This window comes from Nocardia sp. NPDC049220 (assembly GCF_040647855.1).
Classification (GTDB): domain Bacteria; phylum Actinomycetota; class Actinomycetes; order Mycobacteriales; family Mycobacteriaceae; genus Nocardia.
The window spans coordinates 244,007-268,671 of record NZ_JBEZDA010000005.1 but is presented as its reverse complement, the minus strand read 5'-3'; the positions used below and the strand labels follow the sequence as shown (position 1 = coordinate 268,671).

At 69.2% G+C, this 24,665-nt stretch carries 1 protein-coding gene (cut by both window edges); it reads left to right on the top strand.

Every position in this 24,665-nt window falls within one protein-coding gene, locus tag AB0C34_RS16605, for a non-ribosomal peptide synthase/polyketide synthase, read on the top strand. The gene is 44,256 nt long; 6,428 of those nucleotides lie to the left of the window and 13,163 to its right, leaving coding positions 6,429–31,093 in view (codon 2,143, partial, through codon 10,365, partial); the first complete codon in view begins at position 2. Both the start codon and the stop codon lie outside the window.

The following is a 24,665-nucleotide window of genomic DNA, read 5'->3' as shown; positions in this document are numbered from 1 at the left end:
GTTCGAGGCGTCCACCGTCGCCGCGCTCGCCGCGCGGGTGGAGTCGCACGCCGGAGACGGCGCGCGCAAGGCGCTGGTCGCCCGTCAGCGTCCGGACGAGGTGCCGCTGTCGCTTGCGCAGCAGCGCATGTGGTTCCTCAATCGGTTCGACACCGCCTCGGCGGTGAACAACATCCCGGTCGCCATTCGGCTGTCCGGCGATCTGGATATCGCCGCGCTGCAGGTCGCGGTCATCGACGTGATCGACCGGCACGAGTCACTACGCACCGTCTTCCCGGAAACCAACGGCGGTCCGGTCCAGGTGGTGCTGGACGCCGCACAGATCGTGCCGGACCTGACTCCGGTGCCGGTGACCGAACACAACCTGATCGACCATTTGGTCGAGCTCGCCTCGATGGCGTTCGACGTGACCAGCGAAGTGCCGCTGCACGCACGATTGTTCGAGATCAGCGAGACCGAGTATGTGCTCAGCATGGTGGTGCATCACATCTCGGCCGACGGTTGGTCGATGGGCCCGCTGGCCCGCGATGTCATGGTGGCGTACGCCGCCCGCACCTCGTGGGAGGCGCCGGCCTGGTCGGCATTGCCGGTGCAGTACGCGGACTACGCGCTGTGGCAGCGCGAGGTACTCGGCTCCGAAGACGACCCCAGTTCACTGATCTCCACCCAGATTCGGTACTGGACGCGCGAACTCGCCGACATGCCGGACGAATTGGTGCTGCCATCGGATCGGCCGCGTCCTGCCGTCGCCTCCTACCGCGGCGGGACCTACCCGTTCGTGATCTCCGGCGAGACCCAGCGCGGATTGGTCGAACTGGGCCGTAGGCACAACGCCTCACTATTCATGGTGCTGCACAGCGCGCTCGCGGTGCTGCTGGCCAGGGCGAGCGGGACCGACGACATCGCCATCGGCACCCCGGTCGCAGGCCGCGGCGAGGCGGCGCTGGACGACCTGATCGGCATGTTCGTCAACACCCTCGTGCTGCGCACCCAGGTGGACGGCGCGTCCAGCTTCGCCGATCTGCTCGCCACGGCCCGCGAGACCGACCTGCACGCCTTCGCCCACGCGGATGTGCCGTTCGAGCGGCTGGTCGAGGTGCTCAACCCGGCCCGCTCGCAGGCCAGACATCCGCTGTTCCAGGTCATGCTGACCTTCCAGAACACCAGGCAGGCCGGCCTGGAGCTGCCCGGTCTCTCGGTCAACGGCATCGACTACGATGCCCGGCTCGCCAAGTTCGACCTGCAACTGACGCTTTCGGAGACCCAGGACGAACAGGGTGACGCGGCGGGGATGTCGGCCGAGTTCTCCTATGCTCTCGACCTGTTCGACGAGGCGACGGTCGCCGCGTTCGCGCGACGCCTGGATCGAATTCTCGCGGCCGTCACCGCCGACCCGACTGTGCCGGTCGGCGATATCGACCTGCTCACGCCGGCGGAACACGCGCGGGTCCTGGTCGACTGGAACGACAATGCGCACCCGGTGGGCGCCGATACGCTGGTCTCGCTGTTCGACGCGCAGGTGGCGGCGACGCCGGACGCGGTCGCATTGGACTTCGAAGACGAGTGGCTTACTTATCGCGAGCTGCAGCAGCGGGCCAACCGCATCGCACGGCAGCTGATCGGCGCGGGCGTCGGTCCGGGATCGCTGGTGGCGCTGGCGATCCGGCGTTCGACGGAACTGGTCGTCGCGATGTACGCGGTGGTGCAGACCGGTGCCGCCTACGTCCCCTTGGACCCCGACCAGCCCGCGGACCGGGTCAACTACATCATCGAGACCGCGCGGCCACGGATGGTGCTGTACCGCTCGGCGGACGGGTTCGACCTCGAGCTGCCGCCACAGGTGACGGCGCTCCCGGTCGAGGGTATCGAAGGGGTTCCGGGATACGCGGACTCCAGTGGCGCGCCGATCGCCGACAGCGAACGCACGCAACCCCTTCGGCCGGAGAACATCGCGTACGTGATCTTCACGTCGGGGTCGACCGGTCGCCCGAAAGGCGTGGCGGTCGGTCACGCCGCGATCGTCAACCGTCTGCTGTGGATGCAGCACGAATATCCGATCGGCGCCGAGGACGCGGTACTACAGAAGACGCCCGCCACGTTCGACGTGTCGGTGTGGGAGTTCTTCTGGCCCTTACAGACCGGTGCCCGGCTGATCATCGCGCGCCCCGACGGACACCGCGACCCGGTGTACCTGTCCCAGATCATCGCCGACAAGGGCGTCACGACAGCGCATTTCGTGCCGTCTATGCTGTCGGTGTTCGTCGCCACGCTCGGCAACGAGAACGGCGAGGGCCTGACCGCGCCGCGCTTGCGGCAGGTGTTCGCCTCGGGTGAGGCGCTGCCCGCGCCGACCGCGGCCCGGCTGCGCGAGCTGACCGGCGCTCGGTTGCACAACCTGTACGGCCCGACCGAAGCCGCCGTCGACGTGACGTATCACGAAGCGACGGACGCGGATACCGTGTCGGTGCCGATTGGACGCCCGGTATGGAACACCCGCGTCTTCGTCCTCGACAGCCGTCTGCACCCGGTCGCACCGGGTGTCGCGGGTGAGTTGTATCTGGCGGGCGATCAGTTGGCGCTCGGCTACCTCGGTCGTGCGGACCTGACCGCGGATCGATTCGTCGCCAACCCGTACGGCGCCACCGGCGCGCGGATGTACCGCACCGGTGACCTCGTCACCTGGACTCCTGACGGTGAGCTGGAGTATCTGGGTCGTACCGACTTCCAGGTGAAACTGCGCGGCCTGCGCATCGAACTGGGCGAGATCGAATCCGCGTTGCTCGCGCAACCCGGGGTCGCGCAATCGGTCGTCGTGCTCCGTTCCGACGCGCACGCGGGCGATCAGTTGGTGGGTTACGTTGTCGCCGAGGCGGACTCGATCGTCGACGGTGACCAGGTGAAGGCCGCGATCGCCGCGTCGTTGCCGGGTTACATGATCCCGGCGGCACTGATGGTGTTGGACACGTTCCCGGTCAATGCCTCCGGCAAGCTGGACCGCAGGGCGCTGCCCGCGCCGGTGTTCGAGGTCAAGGTGTTTCGTGCGCCGTCCACCCCGATCGAAGAGATCGTGGCCGAGGTGTTCGCCGAGCTGGTCGGTGTGTCGCGCGTCGGCGTGGACGACGACTTCTTCGAGTTGGGCGGCAACTCGCTGGTGGCCACCCAGGTGGTCGCCCGCTTGAGCACGGCATTGAACACCGAGGTCGGGGTGCGCACGCTGTTCGAGGCGCCGACCGTGGGCGCGCTGGCCGCCAGAGTCGAGTCGCACGCGGGTACCGGTGCGCGCCTTGCCCTCACGGCGCAGGCCCGTCCCGATCACCCGCCGTTGTCGCTCGCGCAGCAGCGGATGTGGTTCCTCAACCGCTTCGACGCCGACTCCGCCGCAAACAACATTCCCGCCGCGGTCCGACTGGAAGGCGTGCTCGATCTGGACGCGCTGCGCGGCGCGGTCTCCGACGTGGTGGCGCGGCATGAATCGCTGCGTACCATCTACCCGTCCCGGGACGGCGTCGCCTATCAGCGGGTGCTGCCGGCGACCAGGGCCATCCCGGACCTGGAGATCGTGCCGGTCGCCGAGGGCCGATTGCTCGGCGCGCTCTACGAATTCGTCGAGCGTGGTTTCGACACCACGGCCGAACCGCCGGTGCGCCTGCGCGCTTACCGGCTCGGCACCGACGACTACGTTCTGGTCGTGGTGGTGCACCACATCGCCGCGGACGGGTTCTCGATGCGGCCGCTGGTGCGTGATCTGATGACCGCCTATGTGGCGCGCACCTCGGCGTCCGAGCCGGGCTGGCCGCCACTGGCCGTGCAGTACGTCGACTTCGCGCTGTGGCAGCGTGACACGCTCGGTTCCGAGGACGACCCGACTTCGCTGATCTCCGAGCAGCTCGACTATTGGCGTGCGGCGCTCGCGGGCCTGCCGGACGAGCTGCGACTGGCCGGCCGCCCCCGGCCCGCCGTCGCGTCCTATCAGGCGGGTACGCATCGGTTCCGCGTGCCGGGCGAGCTGATCGACGAGTTGAACCGGGTCGCCCACACGCACGGCACCACCCTGTTCATGGTGGTGCACAGTGCCTTCGCCGCGCTGCTGGCCCGGCTGAGTGGCTCCGACGACATCGCCATCGGCATCCCGGTGGCCGGGCGTGGCCAGCAGGCCCTCGACGACCTGGTCGGCATGTTCGTCAACACCCTGGTGCTGCGCGCCCAGGTGAACGCCGCCGAGTCGTTCACCGATCTGCTCACCCAGGTGCGCGAGCGCGACCTGCAGGCGTTCGCGCACGCGGACGTGCCGTTCGAGCGGCTGGTCGAGGTGCTCAACCCGGTCCGCTCGCAGGCGCGTCACCCGCTGTTCCAGGTGATGCTGTCATTCCAGAACCTCGGGCGCACCTCGTTGGAACTGCCCGGCCTCACCGTCTCCGAGCTGAGCATCGACCAGCCGACCGCGAAGTTCGACCTGCAACTGACGCTGAGCGAGGCGCCTGGTGCGGAGACCACCATGGACGCCGAACTCGTCTACGCCAGCGATCTTTTCGACGGCCCGTTCGCCACGACGTTCGCTGAGCGCTTCGTCCGCGTGCTGCGCGGCGTCGCCGCCGAGCCGTCGGCCGCGGTCGGCGACATCGAGCTGCTGGACGCCGCCGAACGATCACTGGTGATCGAGCGGTGGAACGCCACGGAATTCTCGGTCGACGCCGCGCTCACGTCGCCGGTGGGCGATGCCGCGGCAACCCTGGTTTCGCTGTTCGAGGCGCAGGTGGCGCGCACGCCGGACCGGGACGCGGTGACCTTCGAGGGGACAAGTCTGTCCTACGCCGAGTTCGCCGGCCGAGTGCATCGGCTGGCGCGCTGGTTGAAGCGCAACGGCGTCGGCCCGGAATCGTATGTGGCCCTGGGCATGCGCCGGTCCATCGACCTCGTGGTCGGCATGTACGCGGTGAACGTCGCGGGCGGTGCGTACGTGCCGCTCGACCCGGATCATCCGGCCGAGCGCACCGACTACATTCTGGACACCGCACGACCGGTGTGCGTGCTGACCTCCGGTTCCGATCTGGCGACCACCGCCTCCCGGCAGGTGCGTATCGACCAGCTCGACCTGTCGGAGTTCGCGGACGCGCCACTGACCGACGCGGATCGGCACAAGCCGCTGCGCCCGGCCAATACGGCGTATGTCATCTTCACGTCCGGTTCGACCGGTCGTCCGAAGGGTGTGGCGGTCTCGCATGCCGCGATCGTGAACCGTCTGGTGTGGATGCATGCCGAGTACGGTCTCGCGGCCTACGATGTGGTGTTGCAGAAGACGCCGGCGACGTTCGACGTGTCGGTGTGGGAGTTCTTCTGGCCCTTGCAGGTCGGCGCGCGTTTGGTTGTCGCGAAGCCGGACGGGCACCGCGACCCCGCCTATTTGGCGCAGTTGATCACCGAGGAGCGGGTTACTACGGCGCATTTCGTGCCGTCGATGCTGTCGGTGTTCGTGAGTTCGTTGGCGGAGTCCGCGAGTAGGTTCGTGGCCACGCAGGCGGCTGGTGCGGAGGGTCACGCCGACGAATGCGCAAGTCTGCGTAATGTTTTCGCCTCGGGTGAGGCGTTGCCCGCTGTGACGGCGCAGCGGTTGCGTGAGTTGACCGGTGCGCGTTTGCACAACCTGTACGGTCCGACCGAGGCCGCGGTCGATGTTACGTATCACGAGGTGACCGAGGCCGACACGGTGTCGGTGCCGATCGGTGCTCCGGTGTTCAACACCCAGGTCTACGTGCTGGATTCGCGGCTACGGCCGGTGCCCGCCGGCGTGCCGGGCGAGCTGTATCTGGCGGGCGCACAACTCGCCCACGGCTACGTGGCCCGCCCCGACCTGACAACCGAGCGTTTCGTGGCCAATCCGTTCGGCGACGGTGATCGGATGTACCGCACCGGTGACCTGGTGGCCTGGACGGCCGGTGGTGAACTGGAGTACTTGGGTCGGACCGATTTCCAGGTGAAGTTGCGTGGTCTGCGGATCGAGCTGGGTGAGATCGAGTCGGCGCTGACGGCGTTGGAATCGCTCGCGCAGGCGGTCGTGGTGGTGCGTTCGGATGATCGGCTCGGCGACCAACTGGTCGCCTATCTCGTGGCGGATCCGGACCGGGTGGCGGACGTCGACTCGGTGCGGGCTGAGCTCAGCGCGCAGTTGCCCGCGTACATGGTGCCGTCGGCCTACGTGGTGCTCGACGAGTTCCCGTTGAATGCCTCCGGCAAGCTGGATCGCAAGGCGCTGCCCGCGCCGGTGTTCGAGGCCAGGGTGTTCCGGGCGCCAGCCACCCCGGTGCAGGAGATCGTGGCCGACACTTTCGCCGAGGTACTCGGCGTCGACCGCGTCGGCCTGGACGACGACTTCTTCGAACTCGGTGGCAACTCGCTGGTCGCCACCCAGGTGGCGGCCCGGCTCGGCGAGGCGCTCGACACCCAGGTTCCGGTGCGCACGCTGTTCGAGGCGTCCACCGTCGTCGCGCTGGCCGCGACGATGGAATCGGCTGCTGGACAGGGCGGCCGGACGCCGTTGACGGCGCAGCAGCGCCCGGACCCGGTGCCGCTGCCGACCGGCGAGGCCGCACAGCTGGTGCCGCTGTCGCTCGCGCAGCAGCGGATGTGGTTCCTCAACCGGTTCGACAGCCGCACCGCGGTGAACAACATCCCGGTGGCGCTGCGCCTGACCGGTGACCTCGATGTGGCCGTGCTCGGCGCGGCGCTCGGCGACGTGCTCGCGCGGCACGAAGCGCTGCGCACCGTCTATCCCGAGGTAGCGGGCATCGGTTACCAGCGCGTCCGGTCCGCCGCCGAGGTGGCGATCGACCTGACCGCCGAACCCGTGGCCGCGGCGGAACTGGCCGCGCGGATCGTCGAGCTCGCCAGCGTCGGTTTCGACGTGACCGAGGAGATCGGGTTCCGGGCGAACCTGCTCGCCCGGTCCGCGACCGACCACGTTCTGGTCCTGGTCATGCACCACATCAGCGCCGACGGCTTCTCACTGCGACCGCTGTTGCGTGACGTGGTGCTCGCCTACATCGAACGCACCCGAGGTGAAGTCCCCTCCTGGGCCCCGCTCGAGGTTCAGTACGCCGACTACGCGCTCTGGCAGCGCGACGTGCTGGGCGCCGAGGACGACGCGCACTCCGTCGCCGCGCGCCAGATCGCCTACTGGACCGAGCAGCTGCGGGACCTGCCCGACCAGATCGAACTGCCCGCGGACCGCCCGCGCCCGGAGATCGCCTCCAATGCCGGTGGCACACACAGCTTCTCGATCGACACCGAGTTGCACGACGCGTTGGCCGAGCTGGCCCGCGCCCACGGCGTGACGCTGTTCATGGTCGTGCACGCCGCGCTCGCCGCCTGGGCGGGCAGGTTGTCCAACAGCACCGATATCGCGATCGGCACGCCGATCGCGGGGCGTGGTGAACGCGCGCTCGACGATATCGTCGGCATGTTCGTCAACACGCTGGTGCTGCGCAGCGAGGTCGATCCGGCCGCCACCTTCGGCGAACTGCTCGACCAGGTGCGCCGCACCGACTTGGCCGCCTTCGCCAACGCCGACGTGCCGTTCGAGCGGCTGGTGGACGTCATCAGCCCGACGCGCTCACAGGCGCACCACCCGCTGTTCCAGGTCGCGCTGACTTTCGAGGCAGCGTCCGCGTCCGAACTCGGCGCTGTGTCGCTGTCCGGACTCGACATGCAGATCGTCGAATTCGACCCGGGTACTGCGAAGTTCGACGTGCAACTCACGGTCGGCGAGATTGCCGACGGCGGGCTGGCGCTGTCCTGGAACTACGCCACCGAACTGTTCGACCCGGAGACGGTGGCCGCCTTCGCGGACCGTCTGGTGCGCATCCTGCGTGGCGTCGCCGATGATCCGCGGATCGTGATCGGCGACATCGATCTGCTCGGCGAGTCCGAGCGCCTCGATGTCGCGCAGCGGTGGGTGTCCTCCGGTGCCGACAGCGTGGCGCGGGCGACGGAGCCGGTGGTCCGGGGCGCCGCCGAGCGGCACCGGAAAGCCGCTGTCGAGGTCCGGACGGCCGCGTTCGCGGACCGGGGCGCCACGCTGGTGACCGTGTTCGACGCGGCGGTCGCCGCGCACCCGAACCGCATCGCGGCCCGTTTCGGCGTGGAGACGCTGACCTATGCCGAACTGGACCGGCGCGCGAACGTGCTGGCGCGCAGGCTGATCACCGACGGCGCGGGACCGGAAACGCTGGTCGCGGTGATTCTGCCGCGTTCGCTCGATCTGGTTGTCGCGCTGCTGGCCGTGGTGAAGACCGGCGCGGGCTATGTGCCGGTCGACCCGACCTACCCGGCCGACCGGATCGCCTACGTGCTGGCCGATTCCCGGCCGACCAGCGTGATCCTCGATTCCACGGTCCAGGTGACCGTGCCAGACGAACTGCCCGCCGTCGTGCTCGACGGGTTCGCGGTCGAGACCGGCAACGTGGAGGACGCCGACGACGGGCCGATCACCGACGCCGACCGGGTGGCCGCGCTCACACCGGACAATGTCGCCTACGTGATCTACACCTCCGGCTCGACCGGCCGACCCAAGGGCGTCGCCGTTGCGCACCGAAATGTGGTGCGGCTGTTCGCCAACACCGACCGGGACTTCGGATTCGGACCCGACGATGTGTGGACGCTGTTCCACAGTTACGCCTTCGACTTCTCGGTGTGGGAGCTGTGGGGTCCGCTGCTGTTCGGCGGGACCCTCGTGGTGGTCGACTACTACACCTCGCGATCGCCCGAACAGTTCTTGGAGCTGCTGCGCACCGAGCGGGTCACGGTGCTCAACCAGACGCCGTCGGCCTTCTATCAACTGGCGGAGGCGGACCGGAACGCGGCGCCGGACGCGGCGCCGCTGGCGCTGCGTTACGTGGTGTTCGGCGGCGAGGCGCTCGAGTTGCGCAGGCTGTCGGACTGGGTGGCGCGCCACGGCGCGGGAGCCGACGGCCGCTCCGCGAACCCCCCGGCCGGCTCGCCGCTGCTGGTCAACATGTACGGCATCACCGAGACCACGGTGCACGTGTCCTACCGCGCGCTGGATGCCGCGACCATCGCCGCCGCCTCGGGCAGTGTGGTCGGCCGCGCCGTCGCGGGTCTGCAGGTCTATGTGCTCGACAGCAGGCTGCGGCCGGTCCCGATCGGGGTGGCGGGCGAAATGTACGTGGCGGGACCGCAATTGGCCCGCGGTTATCTCGGCCGGGCCGATCTGTCGGCCACCCGCTTCGTCGCCAACCCAATGGCGGGTGCGGAGGCCGCGGGGACGCGGCTGTACCGCTCCGGCGACCTCGCGCGCTGGAACCGCTTCGGTGAGCTGGAGTACCTGGGCCGCGCCGACGACCAGGTGAAGGTGCGCGGCTTCCGGATCGAACTCGGCGAGATCGAATCGGCCGTCCTCGCGCAACCCGGGATCGCCCAGGCGGCGGTCATCGTGCGGGAGGACCAACCCGGTGATCAGCGGATCGTGGCCTATGTGGTCGCCGAACCCGATGTCGAGCCGGTGCTCGACGTGGTCCGCGACGGCGCCGCCGAGCGGCTGCCGTCGTATATGGTGCCCTCGGCGCTGGTGCGGTTGGAATGGATTCCGCTGACCGTCAACGGAAAGCTGGACCGGCGGGCGCTGCCCGCGCCGACGGCGCGGGCTCGCGCGTTCCGCGCGCCGGTCACCCCGGTGCAGGAGACCGTGGCGGCGGTGTTCGCCGACGTGCTCGGCTTGGAGCGGGTCGGCGTGGACGACGACTTCTTCGACCTCGGCGGTAACTCGCTCATCGCGACCAGGGTGGTTTCCCGGATCGGCGCCGCACTCGGCGTGTCCGTCGCGGTGCGCGCGCTGTTCGAGGCGTCCACCGTGGAAGCCCTTGCCGCACGGGTGGAATCGCACGCCGACGGCGACGCGCGGGCACGCCTGGTCGCGCGGCGGCGTTCGGCCGACGAACTGGTGCCGCTGTCGTTCGCGCAGCAGCGCATGTGGTTCCTGAACAAATACGACACCACCTCCGCCGCCTACAACCTGCCCATTGCCATTCGGCTGACCGGCGCCCTCGACGTCGCCGCGCTGCGGCTCGCGGTCGCCGATGTGGTGCGCAGACACGAGTCGCTGCGCACCCGCTACCCGGAGCACGGCGGCAGCCCCGTCCAGGTGATCGTTCCCGCCGAGGACATCACCCTCGATATGCACGCGGTACCGGTGACGCCGACCGAGCTGACCGCGGCGGTGACCGCGTTCGCCGGCGCCGGATTCGACGTCGCCGAACAGGTTCCGTTGCGCACCCGGCTATACGCAGTAGGGCCGAACGAGCATGTGCTCGTGGTGGTGGTGCACCACATCGCGGCCGACGGCTTCTCGATGGGGCCGCTGACCCGAGACGTGATGACCGCCTACACGGCGCGCGCTCAGGACAGCGCACCCGGTTGGGTGCCGTTGACGGTGCAGTACGCCGACTTCGCGGTCTGGCAGCGCGAGATCCTCGGCGCCGAGAGCGATCCCGAGTCTCTGCTGGCCCGGCAGGTCGCGTACTGGCAGCGCGCGCTCGACGGTATCCCGGACGAACTGGCGTTGCCGGTGGATCGTCCGCGTCCGGCGATCGCCTCGCACCGCGGTGCGACGGTGCACAGCGAGCTGTCCGGCGAGCTGGTCGCCGCGCTGGAAGCCGTCGCGCGTGAGCGCGGGGCATCGCTGTTCATGGTGATGCACGGCGCCCTGGCCGTCCTGCTGTCTCGACTGTCCGGCGGCGACGATATCGCGGTCGGCACCCCGATCGCGGGGCGCGGCGAGGCCGCGCTCGACGACTTGGTCGGCATGTTCGTCAATACGCTGGTGCTGCGCACCGGAATCGATGCGGCGGAATCGTTCGGCGAACTGCTCGACCGGGTGCGCCGCACCGACCTGGACGCCTACGGCAATGCCGACGTGCCGTTCGAGCGGCTGGTGGAACTGCTCGCGCCGGAGCGCTCGCAGGCACGCAACCCGCTGTTCCAGGTGATGCTGGCGTTCCAGAACCTGGAGCGCACCACCCTCGAGCTGCCCGGTCTGTCGGTGTCCGCGCTGGACTTGGAAGAGAACATCGCGCGCTTCGACCTGCAGTTCACGCTGTCGGAGCGCGGGGAATCCGGCTCCGGCGCCATGGCATTGGCGCTCACCTACGCCACCGAGCTGTTCGACGAGTCCACCGCGGCACACATCGTGCAGCGCTGGCAGCGCGTGCTGGCGGCCATCGCGGCCGACCCGGCGATCACCGTCGGCGCCATCGACGTACTCGACGCTGCCGAACGAGCCGATCTGGTCGCCCGCACCGGCGCTGCGGCCACCCCGGCGCGGACGCTGCCGGAATTGCTCAGCGCGGCCGTCGCGATCGATCCGCAGGCGCCCGCGGTGGTGTTCGGGGGGAGAAGTGTCTCCTATGGCGAACTGGACGCGCGGTCGAACCGCCTGGCTCGCTTGCTGATCGCCCGGGGCATCGGCACCGAAGATCTGGTCGCGGTCGCCGTGCCGCGGTCCGACGAGTCGTATTTCGCGGAGTGGGCGGTAGCCAGGTCCGGCGCCGCGTTCGTGCCGATCGACCCGGCCTACCCGGCCGATCGCATCGCGCACATGGTCACGGACTCGGGTTCGCCGGTCGGTCTCACGGTGGCGTCGGTACGCGCCGAACTGCCGAATTCGGTCGAGTGGCTGGTGCTCGACGAACTGGATGTCGCCGAATTCTCCGGTGCCGCGGTCACCGATGCGGATCGGGTGCGTCCGGTGCGTCCGGAGCACCCGGCCTATGTCATCTACACCTCGGGTTCCACCGGTGTGCCCAAGGGCGTCGTGGTCACCCACGCCGGCCTCGCCAATTTCCGCGACGAGCAGAACGAGCGCTACGACGTCGATTCCGACACGCGCGCATTGCATTTCGCCTCGCCGAGCTTCGACGCCTCGATCCTGGAGTTCCTGCTCGCGATCGGCCGCGGTGGCGCCCTGGTGGTCTGCCCGCCCGGCGTGTACGGCGGCGAGGAGCTGTCCGAACTGATCCGGGTCGAGCGGGTCACGCACGCGTTCCTCACCCCGTCGGTGCTCGCCTCGTTGGATTCGGCCGCCCTGGCCGATATGCGGGTGATCGTGGCCGGTGGTGAGGCCGTCCCCGCCGACCTGGTCCTCAAGTGGGGTGGCGCACCGAATGGTTCGGGCCGCCGTTTCCACAACGGTTACGGTCCGACCGAGACCACGATCATGACGAACATCAGCGACCCGCTGGCGCCCGGTGATCGGATCACCATCGGTGGTCCGACCCGCGGCATGCAGTCGCTCATCCTGGACGACCAGCTCAGGCCCGTTCCGGTGGGTGTCGCAGGTGAGCTGTATCTGTCGGGCATCCAGTTGGCTCGCGGCTACCACGCGCGGCAGGGGCTGTCGGCCGAGCGTTTCGTCGCCAACCCGTCGGTACCCGGCGCGCGGATGTACCGCACCGGTGACGTGGTGCGCTGGACGAGCACCGGCGAGGTCGAATATGTCGGCCGCTCCGATTTCCAGGTGAAGGTGCGCGGTTTCCGCATCGAACTCGGCGAAATCGACGCCGCGCTCGCCGCGCACGAGACGGTGGACTTTGCGGTCACCGTCGGACACCGCAATGCCGCGGGCGCGACGTCGCTGGTGTCGTACGTGGTGGCCGTGCACGGACAATCGATCGACGTGCCGGCGCTGACCGCGCACGTCGAGGACCGGCTGCCCGCGTACATGGTGCCTTCCTCGATCATGGTGATCGACCATGTTCCGCTCACTCCGGTGGGCAAACTGGACCGAAAGGCGTTGCCGGAGCCGGTGTTCGCGGCCGAGGTCGTGTTCCGCGCGGCCCGCACGCCGGTCGAGCAGACGATCGCCGAGGTCTTCGCCGAGGTGCTCGGTCTGGAACGGGTCGGCATGGACGACTCGTTCTTCGCGCTCGGCGGAGACAGCATCGTCTCGATCCAACTGGTCTCGCGGGCCAAGGCGCGAGGTGTGGTGTTCACGCCGCGGCACGTCTTCGAGCAGCGCACCGTGGCGGGCTTGGCCGCGGTCGCCGAAACCGCCGAAGCGGCCGAGGCGTCCGCCGTGACGCTCGCCGAACTGCCCGGTGGGGGTGTCGGCACGATGCCGCTGACGCCGGTAATCCGTTTCATGGCGGAGCGCAGTGGGTCATTCGGTCGGTTCAACCAGACGCTCGCGCTGGAACTACCGGTCGGCATCGATCAGACGGGCATCGCGGCGACGGTGGGCGCGGTCATCGACCGGCACGACATGCTGCGGGCGAGCCTGCGCCGTGCCGGCGACGAGTGGGTCGTCGAGACCGCCGCGCCGGGAACGGTCGACGTGGACGCGCTGATCGACCGCACCGAGTTCGACGCGGGTGTCGCGGACGCCGAGTTGGTCGAGATCGCCTCGGCCGCACTGGACGCGTCGTTGGACCGGCTCGATCCCGCCGCCGGTGTGGTCGTCCGCTTCGTCTGGCTGGAGCCCTCGTCCGCCGATCGCGCCGGACGCCTGATCGTGGTCGCGCACCACCTGGTGGTGGACGGTGTCTCGTGGCGCATCTTGGTGCCGGACTTCGTCACTGCCTGGGGCCAGCGCACCGCGGGTCAGGCGCCGGAGCTGGTCGCACCGGCCACCTCGATGCGGGCCTGGGCGCACGCGTTGCAGCGCGAGGCCGCCAGCGCCGAGCGGGTCGCCGAACTCGACTACTGGCGTTCGGTGGTCGCCGCGGCCGATCCGCTGCTGACCGAGCGACCGATGGATCCGGCGATCGACACGTCGGGCGTCGTCGAGAAGCTCCAGGTCCAGGTGTCCGCCGAGGTCACGAAGGCGTTGCTCACCACTGTCCCCGCGCTGTTCCACGGCGGCGTGAACGACGGGCTGCTCACCGCGCTCGCGTTGGCCACCGCGAAGTGGCGGGCGCGCCGGGTCGGCACCCGTGGCGATGATTCGCTGCTGCTGCGGCTGGAAGGCCACGGTCGCGAAGAGGACCTCGCGCCCGGTGCGGATCTGTCGCGCACCGTCGGCTGGTTCACCGCGATCTACCCGGTCCGGGTCGATCTGTCCGGTATCGACATCGATGCCGCGTTCACCGGCGGGCCCGCGCTCGCAACGGTCGTCAAGGCGATCAAGGAGCAACTGCTCGCGGTCCCGGACAAGGGCCTCGGCTACGGTCTGCTGCGTTACCTGAACGCCGACACCGCGCCCGAGCTGCCCCGCGAGCTGCCCGGCCAGGTGAGTTTCAACTACCTCGGCCGGGTCTCCGAGGGCGACGTGCCCGAGTCGCTGCGCGGCTTCGGCTGGATTCCCGCGCCGGAACTCGGCGCGCTGGGCGGCGCCTACGACGCGGACATGCCCGCGATGGCGCCGCTGGATGTCAACGCGATCGTCGTCGGCGACAAGTTGACTGCGAATATCGGCTACCCTTCGACCCTGTTCACCGCCGCTGACGTGCGCGAATTCGGCGAACTGTGGACCGCGGCGCTGGAAGCGGTTGCCCGCCACGCGCAGTCGCCCGGTGCGGGTGGACACACCCCGTCGGACTTCTCGCTCGTGCGCACCGCGGGCGATGGATCGAGGCGGGGGGTGACGCAACGCGATATCGATGGCTGGGAGCAGCGGTTCCCCGCGCTGGCCGACGTCTGGCCGCTCTCGGCGCTACAGGCGGGATTGCTGTTCCACGCCCGCCTGGCCGCCGGTTCGGTGGACGTGTACACCGCGCAGGCGGTGCTGACGCTCACCGGGCGGGTGGACGCCGTCCGGCTGCGCGCGGCCGCCCAGGCATTGGTGGATCGCCACGAGAATCTGCGCACCGCGTTCGTCACCGACAACGACGGCAATCCGGTGCAGATCGTGCTGGACAGAGTCCGGGTCGCGTGGGCCGAGCACGACCGGATCGCTCGAGGTGACGGCGACGACCTGATCGCCGCCGACCGCATGCGTCGCTTCGATCTCACCGAACCTCCGCTGATCCGCTTCACGCTGATCCAGGTGGCGGACGCGTCGGCGGCGGGCGGGGCCCGCTGGCAGTTCGTGGTGTCCAATCACCACATCCTGCTCGACGGCTGGTCGATGCCGCTGCTCATGCGGGACCTGCTGGTGCTGTATGCCGCGCATGCGGAGACGTCGGCGTTGCCCGCGGCCCGTTCCTATCGACACTTCTTGGCATGGATCGGGCAGCAGGATCGTTCGGTGTCGCTGGCCGCGTGGTCGAACGCGCTGCGCGGGGTCGGCGAGCCGACGCTGCTGGCCCGCCCGGATGCCGGTCGCGAAATCACCGCGCTGTCCGGCGAGTACTTCTTCGACCTGGACGAGGCCGCGACCGCGCGGCTGACCGCGCTGGCCGGATCGCTCGGCGTCACGCCGAACACTGTGTTGCAGACGGCGTGGGGCATCCTGCTCGGCCGGATGACCAGCCGGGACGATGTGCTGTTCGGCACCACCGTCTCCGGGCGTCCCGCCGAGCTGGCGGGTGTGGAGTCGATGGTCGGTCTGTTCATCAACACCGTGCCGGTGCGGGTGCGCTTCGATCCCTCGGAGTCCGTGCGGGAACTGTTGACCAGGACCCAGGGCGAGCAGGCCGACTTGCTCGACCACCACCACATCGGCCTCGCCGACATCCAGGCCGGCGCCGGCATCGGCGGCCTGTTCGACACGCTGGTGGTGTTCGAGTCCTACCCGGTCGACGCCGAGGGCCTGCAGGCGCAGGCGTCGGATATCGACGGCATGGCGGTGGTCGGCCTGGACGCGGCCGACGCCACGCACTACCCGCTGACATTGATCGCGCAGCTGGACTCGCGGCTGCGGGTGCGCGCCGGCTACCTGCGCGACCTGTTCGACGAGCAGACGGTGCGCCGCATCGCCGACCGACTGGTCCGGGTGCTCACCGTGATCGGCGCCGAGCCCGACGTGGCGGTCGGCGACATCGAGCTGCTCGACACCGCCGAGCGCGAACTCGTCATGTCCGGCTGGAACGACACCGAGTTCGATGTGGCTGCGGTGTTGTCGAGTCGAGACGGCGGCTCCGTGCAGGCCGCGACCCTGGTCTCGATGTTCTACGACCAGGCCGAACGCACGCCGGAGGCGCCCGCGGTCACGTTCGAGGGGACAACTCTGTCCTACGCCGAGTTCGCGGGCCGGGTGAATCAACTGGCCCGCTGGCTGATCGCGCGCGGTGTCGGCACGGAATCCGCGGTGGCGCTGGGGATGCGACGCTCGATCGACCTGGTCGTCGGCATGTACGCCGTCGTCGTCGCGGGCGGCGCGTATGTGCCGCTGGATCCGGATCATCCGGCCGATCGCACGGAATACATTCTCGGCACGGTCGACCCGGTGTGTGTGCTGACCTCCGGTAGCGATCTGGAGATCGACACCGCGCAGGTGCGGATCGATCTGCTCGACCTGAGTGGGCTGTCCGAGGCCTCGATCGCGGACGCGGATCGCCGTGCGCCGCTGCGTGCGTCGAACACCGCGTATGTGATCTTCACGTCCGGCTCGACCGGTCGTCCGAAGGGTGTCGCGGTCTCGCATGCCGCGATCGTGAATCGCCTGGTATGGATGCAGACCGCCTACCAACTGTCCGCGGACGACGTGGTGTTGCAGAAGACACCCGCCACGTTCGACGTGTCGGTGTGGGAGTTCTTCTGGCCGTTGCAGATCGGCGCGCGGCTGGTGGTCGCGAAGCCGGACGGGCATCGCGACCCGGCCTACCTCGCCGAGATCATCAGTGCGGAGCGGGTGAGCGTCACCCACTTCGTGCCTTCCCTGCTCGCGGTGTTCGTGAGTTCGATCGCGTCCGCGGGACCTGACGTGGCAGACCCGTCCGCGGCGCGCTGTGATGCGCTACGGCTGGTGTTCGCCTCCGGTGAGGCGCTACCGCCCAAGCCCGCGCACCGTCTGCGCGAACTGACCGGTGCGGCGCTGCATAACCTGTACGGCCCGACCGAGGCAGCGGTGGACGTCACGTTCCACGAGGTGGTGGATACCGACACCGACACCGTGCCGATCGGCGCGCCAGTGTTCAACACACAGGTGTATGTGTTGGATTCGCGGTTGCGCCCGGTGCCGGTGGGTGTGGCGGGTGAGCTGTATTTGGCCGGCGCCCAGCTCGCGCGCGGTTACGTCGCGCGGCCGGACCTGACCGGTGACCGGTTCGTCGCCAACCCGTATGGGCCGGCCGGGGCGCGAATGTACCGCACCGGCGACTTGGTGGCCTGGACCGAGAACGGTGAGTTGGAGTACCTGGGCCGCACCGACTTCCAGGTGAAACTGCGTGGTCTGCGCATCGAACTCGGTGAGATCGAGTCGGCACTGACCGGACTGGACGAGATCGCGCAGGCGGTCGTGGTGGTGCGCTCCGACGCACACACCGGCGACCAGCTCGTCGCGTATGTCATCGCTGCGCAGCACACAGCGCCGGGCGCCGCGCTGGACACCGAACTGGTTCGTGAGGATGTGGCGCGGCAGCTGCCCGCGTACATGGTGCCGTCGCTGGTGATCGTGCTCGACGAATTCCCGCTCAACGCCTCCGGCAAGCTGGACCGCAAGGCGCTGCCGGCGCCGGTGTTCGAAGCCGCGGTGTTCCGCGCTCCGACCACGCCGGTCGAGGAGATCGTCGCCACCACCTTCGCCGACGTGCTCGGCCTGGAACGCGTCGGCTTGGACGACGACTTCTTCGCGCTCGGCGGTAACTCCCTCAGCGCCACCCAGGTGGCGGCCCGGCTCGCCGCCGCGCTGGACACCGACCTCGGCGTCCGTGAACTGTTCGAGGCCTCCACCGTGGTGGCGCTCGCGGCCCGCGCGGAGACCAGGGCGGGTGCCGGCGCGCGGGCGGCACTGGTGCCGCAGCCGCGGCCCGAACTGGTCCCGCTGTCGCTGGCCCAGCAGCGGATGTGGTTCCTCAACCGCTTCGACCCCGAGTCGGCGGTCGACAATATCCCGGCCGCGGTCCGGCTGTCCGGTCTGCTCGACCGGCAGGCGCTACAGATCGCGGTCGCCGATGTGCTGGCCAGGCACGAGTCGTTGCGCACCTTCTACCCCGAGGTGGACGGCGCCGCGTACCAGCGGACCGTACCCACCGCCAAGGTCATTCCGGACCTCTCGCCGATCGACGTCACCGAGGCCGAACTGCCCCAGCAGCTGTCGGAACTCGTGCTGACCGCGTTCGACGTGACCGTGCAGGTGCCGTTCCGTGCGCGGCTGTTCGAGATCAGCCCGACCGAGCATGTGCTCGCCCTTGTGGTGCACCACATCTCGGCGGACGGCTTCTCGATGGGCCCGCTCACCAGGGACGTGATGACCGCCTACGGCGCTCGCGTCGACGGCGGCGAGCCGGCTTGGCGGCCGCTCGAGGTCCAGTACGCCGACTTCGCGCTGTGGCAGCGTCAAGTGCTCGGCGCCGAGCACGATCCGAATTCGGTGATCTCCGAGCAGATCTCGTTCTGGTCGAGCACGCTGCGCGCGCTGCCCGAGCAGTTGGATCTGCCCGCCGACCGGCCGCGCCCCGCGGTCGCCACCGGGCGCGGCGCCACGCACACCTTCGGCATCGACGCCGAAACCCACGGCAAGCTCACCGAACTCGCCCGGACCAGGGGCGCGACGCTGTTCATGGTCGCGCACACCGCGCTCGCCGTGCTCTTGTCCCGGTTGTCCGGCGAGGACGATATCGCCATCGGCACCCCGGTCGCCGGGCGCGGCGAACGCGCACTCGACGACCTGATTGGTATGTTCGTCAATACTCTCGTGCTGCGCACCCCGATCGAGGGTGACGCGACGTTCACCGATCTGCTGCGAACGGTCCGCGCCACCGACATCGCGGCATTCGGACACGCGGATCTGCCGTTCGAACGGCTGGTGGAGATTCTGAATCCGGCGCGTTCGCAAGCGCGGCATCCGCTGTTCCAGGTGATGCTGTCCTTCCAGAACCTCGGCCAGAGCAGCCTCGAACTGCCCGGGCTGACCGTCAGTGGCGTCGATTTGCCGATCGACGTCGCCAAGTTCGACGTGCAACTGGTGCTCTCCGAGCGGGACGCCGCGGGAGGGTCCACCGGCGTCGGCGCGCCGACCGGTGGCATCACCGCCGAACTCATCTACGCCACCGATCTGTTCGACGCGGACACCATGGTCGAGTTCGGACGACGGTTCGGTCGCCTGTTGAAAGCTGTTGCCGCCGAACCTGATCGGGCTGTCGGAGACGTCGTCCTGCTGGACGAGCGGGAGACCGAGCGGGCACTGCGCGAGTGGAACGACACCGCACACGCGTTCGCCTCCGCCGGCACGCTGGTCGAGGAGTTCGCCGCGCAGGTCGAGGCCACGCCGGACGCGGTCGCGGTCGTCGACCCGGCGACCGGGACGTCGCTGACTTATGCCGAATTCGCCGGCCGAGTGCGCACACTCGCCCGCCATCTGATCGAGGCGGGTGTCGGCCCCGAGACACTGGTCGCTCTCGGCATGCGCCGTTCGGTGGATCTGGTCATCGCGGCCTACGCGGTGCACGCGGCAGGCGGTGGCTACCTGCCGCTGGACCTGGACCAGCCCGACGAGCGTGTGCAGTACGTGCTCGACTCAGCCGATCCGGTGTGCGTGCTGACCACCACGCGCGACGCGTTCGACGGTGCGGGCCGTGCCACGCTGACCGTGGACGAACTCGATCTGTCCGGATACTCGGACGCGCCGATCACCGACACCGAGCGGATCGTGCCGTTGCGGCCGCAGCACCCGGCCTACGTGATGTTCACCTCGGGCTCCACCGGACGCCCGAAGGGCGTCGCGGTGCCACACGCCGCCGTGATCAACCAGATCCGCTGGATCACTGGCGAATACGGCATCGACGCCGACGACATCGTGCTGTTCAAGACACCCACCACCTTCGACGTGTCGGTGTGGGAGTTGTTCGGACCCATGACCACCGGTGGCCGGATCGTGGTGGCGAGCCCGGACGGACACCGCGATCCGCACTACCTCGCCGAGGTGATCGCGGCTGAGCGGGTCACCATGACCTCGTTCGTGCCGTCGATGCTGACCGTGTTCGCGGGAGCCATCGACCCGGCCGACGCGGACGCGCTCGCCTCGCTGCGGATGCTGTTCGTCGCGGGTGAGGCGTTCACCGCCGACGCGGTCGTCGCCATCCGCCGGGTGAGTTCCGCCGCGCTGTACAACCTGTACGGTCCCACCGAATTCACCGTGCACGCCACGCACGGGCCGGTGGCCGACCAGGTGGACGGCGCTGTGCCGATCGGCCTGCCGGTGTGGAACGCTCAGGCCTACGTGCTGGATGCGCGTCTGCACCCGGTGCCGGCTGATGTCCAAGGCGAGTTGTACCTCGCCGGTGATCAGTTGGCCCGCGGCTACCTCGGCCGCGCCGACCTGACCGCGGACCGATTCGTCGCCAACCCGTTCGGCGCGCCCGGCGCCCGGATGTATCGCACCGGTGACCTGGTCACCAGGGACGACACCGGCGCCATCGCCTACCTCGGCCGCACCGACTTCCAGGTGAAACTGCGCGGCCTGCGTATCGAACTCGGCGAGATCGAAACCGCGCTCACCGCACTCGATTCGGTCGCGCAGTCGGTGGCGCTGGTGCGCTCCGACGCACGCGTCGGTGACCAGTTGGTCGGCTACGTGGTGCCTGCCGGCGGTGCGATGGTGGACCTCGTCCAGGTCCGGGCACACCTGTCCGCGCAACTGCCGTCGTACATGGTGCCCGCGGCCATCGTGGTGCTCGACGCCATGCCGTTGAACGCCAACGGCAAGCTGGACCGGCGCGCGCTGCCCGAACCCGTCTTCGAGGCCCGAGAATTCCGTGCGCCGTCCACCCCGGTCGAGGAGATCGTGGCCGACACCTTCGCCGAGGTGCTCGGCGTGGTGGTCGCGGACGGCGAGCGCGCCGTCGGCCTCGACGACGACTTCTTCGACTTGGGCGGCAACTCGCTGATCGCCACCCAGGTGGTCGCCCGCCTCGGCGCCGCGCTGGACACCAGGATCCCAGTGCGGATGCTGTTCGAGGCGCCGACCGTCGCCGCGCTGGCCGCGCGGGTGGAGGCGAGCCAGGGCACTGGACGCCGCCGCGAACTGGTCGCGGGTCTGCGGCCGTCCCGTATTCCGTTGTCGCTGGCACAGCAGCGGATGTGGTTCCTGAACCGGTTCGACAACCAGACCGCGGTGAACAACATTCCGCTCGCGGTCCGGCTCTCCGGATCGCTGGACACCGCGGCGCTGCGCCAGGCCGTCACCGACGTCATCGACCGCCACGAGGTGCTGCGCACCGTCTACCCGGAGACCTCCGACGGCCACGGTGTGCAGGTTGTGCTGCCCGCCGGTCACAGTGTGCTCGACCTGACCCCGATCGAGGTGTCCGAGGCCGAGATCCAGGATCGGATCAGCGAGCTGGTGCTGACCGGCTTCGACGTCACCGCCGAGGTTCCGGTGCGCGCCGAGTTGTTCCGAATCGCGGGCTCGATGGACGGTTCGCAGCCCGACACCCACGTGCTGGTGTTCGTGGTGCATCACATCTCCGGCGACGGATGGTCGGTGCGGCCGCTGGCGCGCGACGTGATGGTGGCCTACTCGGCGCGCTCGCGCGGCGAGGCGCCCGCTTGGGCTCCGCTGCCGGTGCAATACGCCGACTATGCGCTGTGGCAGCGCGAGACGCTCGGCTCCGAGGACGATGCGTCCTCGCTGATCGCCCAGCAGGTCGCGTTCTGGTCGCAGCACCTGGCCGGCCTACCCGATCAGCTCGATCTGCCTTCGGATCGTTCGCGTCCCGCGGTCGCGTCGCACCGCGGTGGCGTGTACGAGTTCTCGCTCGACGCGCACCTGCTGCGCGGCCTGAACGCACTGGCCCGCGCGAACGGGGCCAGCCTGTTCATGGTGGTGCACGCGGCTTTCGCGGCGCTGCTGACCCGGCTGTCCGGGAGCGACGACATCGCGATCGGCACGGCGGTCGCGGGCCGCGGTGAGGCCGTGCTCGACGACGCCATCGGCATGTTCGTCAATACGCTCGTCCTGCGCAGCACAATCGACGCGGCCGAACCGTTCACCGAACTCCTCAGGCGTACCAAGGACGCCGACCTCGCGGCGTTCGGGCACGCGGACCTGCCGTTCGAGCGGCTGGTGGAGATCCTGAACCCGGCGCGCTCGCAGGCGCGCCACCCGCTGTTCCAGGTGATGCTGTCGTTCCAGAACACCGGAGAGGCATCGTTCGAGTTGCCCGGACTCGAGGTGGCCGGTGTGCCGCTGGACGTGGTGACCGCCAAGTTCGATCTGCACCTGAACCTCGCCGACCGGGTCGGCGACGACGGTGCCGCAGACGGGATGACGGCCGAATTCGCCTACGCGACCGATATGTTCGACACGCGCACCATCGCGGGCGTCGCGCGTCGGCTGGTGCGGATGCTGACCGCTGTGGTCGCGGACGCCTCGGTGACCGTCGGTGACGTCGAGTTGCTCGACGCCGTCGAGCGCACCGAGGTCGTCGAGCGGTGGAACGCCACCGCGCATGTCGTGGACCGGACCGCCACATTGGTCTCGATGTTCACCGCGCAAGCCGAGCGGACGCCGGACGCGATCGCGGTGACGTTCGAGGGGACGAGTCTGTCCTACGCCGAATTCGCCGCGCGGGTGCACCGCCTTGCCCGTCACCTGATCTCGCTGGGCGTCGGACCGGACGCGATGGTCGCGCTCGGCATGCGCCGCTCGATCGACCTGGTGGTCGGGATGTACGCGGTCGGTGTCGCCGGTGCCGCGTACGTGCCGCTGGACCCGGACCATCCCGCCGACCGCACCCACTACGTGCTCGACACTGCGAATCCGGTATGTGTACTGACCACCTCGGCCGAGGAGTTCGACGCGGGAGCGATCCGGGCGATCGAAATCGACCGAGTGTCGCTCGCGGACTACACGGACACGCCCGTCACGGACGCGGAGCGCCTGGCGCCGCTGCGTCCGGCCAATACGGCGTATGTGATCTTCACGTCCGGTTCGACCGGTCGTCCGAAGGGTGTGGCGGTCTCGCATGCCGCGATCGTGAACCGTCTGGTGTGGATGCAGGCCGAGTACGGCCTGGACGGCACCGATGTGGTGTTGCAGAAGACGCCGGCGACGTTCGACGTGTCGGTGTGGGAGTTCTTCTGGCCCTTGCAGGTCGGCGCGCGTTTGGTCGTCGCGAAGCCGGATGGTCATCGCGACCCCGGCTACCTGGTACAGGCGATCACCGAACAGCGGGTTACTACGGCGCACTTCGTGCCGTCGATGCTGTCGGTGTTCGTGAGTTCGTTGGCGGAGTCCGCGAGTAGGTTCGTGGCCACGCAGGCGGCTGGTGCGGAGGGTCACGCCGACGAATGCGCAAGTCTGCGTAATGTTTTCGCCTCGGGTGAGGCGTTGCCCGCTGTGACGGCGCAGCGGTTGCGTGAGTTGACCGGTGCGCGTTTGCACAACCTGTACGGTCCGACCGAGGCCGCGGTCGATGTTACGTATCACGAGGTGACCGAGGCCGACACGGTGTCGGTGCCGATCGGTGCTCCGGTGTTCAACACCCAGGTGTACGTGCTGGATCCGCGCCTGAATCCGGTGCCGGTGGGCGTCGCGGGTGAGCTGTTCCTCGCGGGCGTGCAACTGGCCCGCGGGTATGTCGCGCGTCCGGAACTCACCGCGGACCGGTTCGTGGCCGACCCGTTCGGCGCCGACGGTGATCGGATGTACCGCACCGGTGACCTGGTGGCCTGGACGGCCGGTGGTGAGCTGGAGTACTTGGGTCGGACCGATTTCCAGGTGAAGTTGCGTGGTCTGCGGATCGAGCTGGGTGAGATCGAGTCGGCGCTGACGGCGTTGGAATCGCTCGCGCAGGCGGTCGTGGTGGTGCGTTCGGATGATCGGCTCGGCGACCAACTGGTCGCCTATGTGATCGCGACCGCGGGCCGTTCGGTGGACATCGACGGCGTACGCGCGGAGCTCGGCGGCGAACTGCCCGCGTACATGGTGCCCTCGGCGTTCGTGGTGCTCGATCAGTTCCCGCTGAATGCCTCCGGCAAGTTGGATCGCAGGGCGCTGCCCGCCCCGGTGTTCGAGGCCAAGGTGTTCCGTGCGCCGTCCACCCCGATCGAGGAGATCGTGGCGGGCACTTTCGCCGACGTGCTCGGCGTCGCCAGGGTCGGCCTGGACGACGACTTCTTCGAACTGGGCGGCAACTCGCTGCTGGCCACCCAGGTGACCGCGCGGCTCGGCGCCGCGCTGGACACCCGGCTGGCGGTTCGTGACCTGTTCGAGGCGTCCACCGTGCTCGCACTGGCCACCCGGGTCGAGCGCAACGCCGGATCCGGGCGGGACCGGCCGAAGTTGGAGGCGGTCGAGCGTCCGGCGCGGATTCCGCTCTCGCCCGCGCAGCAGCGGTACTGGTTCCTCAACCAGTTCGACACGGCGACTTCGGCGGTGGACAACATTCCGCTGGCGGTTCGGCTGTCCGGCACGCTCGACGTGGCCGCGCTGGCGCAGGCCATCGGTGACGTGTTCGCCCGGCACGAGGTGCTGCGCACCACCTACCCGCGCTCGGCAGAGGGACCGCACCAGGTGATCCGCCCCGCGGCGCAGTCCGCGGCGGTGCTCACCCCGATCGATGTCGCCGAGGAGGACCTGCTCCGCAGCGTCATCACGTTCGCGCTCACCACCTTCGACG